At 61.5% G+C, this 611-nt stretch carries 1 protein-coding gene; it reads right to left on the reverse strand.

The features are described from left to right. Nucleotides 1-611, reverse strand: a 611-nt coding sequence (gene dgoD / locus GB927_RS34245) for a galactonate dehydratase (RefSeq protein ID WP_256121592.1), incomplete at both ends; no start/stop codon positions are given.

The following is a 611-nucleotide window of genomic DNA, read 5'->3' on the forward strand; positions in this document are numbered from 1 at the left end:
TTGCGCCAGCGATGGCCTTCCTTGGCCCGCTCGATGACATAGGCCTCGTCCACCTCGATGCCGAGGCCCGGTCCCTGCGGGATCGACACGAAGCCATCCGCATAGTGGAACACCTCCTTGTTCGAGATGTAGTCGAGAATGTCGTTGCCCTTGTTGTAATGAATGCCGAGGCTCTGTTCCTGGATGAAGGCATTGTAGGAGACGGCATCGACCTGCAGGCAGGCGGCAAGCGCGATCGGACCCAGCGGGCAATGCGGCGCCAGCGCCACGTCATAGGCTTCCGCCATCGCCGCGATCTTGCGGCATTCCGTGATGCCGCCGGCATGCGACAGGTCCGGTTGCAGGATGTCGACATAGCCATCCGACAGCACCGACTTGAAGTCCCAGCGCGAATAGAGCCGTTCACCGAGCGCAATCGGCGTCGAGCAATGGTTGGCGATCTCCTTCAGCGCTTCCCTGTTTTCAGATAGCACCGGCTCCTCGATGAACATCAGCTTGAACTGTTCGAGTTCCTTCGCCAGCACCTTGGCCATCGGCCGGTGCACGCGGCCGTGGAAATCGACGCCGATGCCGATATAGGGGCCGACCGCCTCGCGGATCGTCGCGATGGT

Origin of the sequence: Shinella lacus, from assembly GCF_010994755.1 — a bacterium.
In the GTDB taxonomy this organism is placed as follows: Bacteria; Pseudomonadota; Alphaproteobacteria; order Rhizobiales; family Rhizobiaceae; genus Shinella; species Shinella lacus.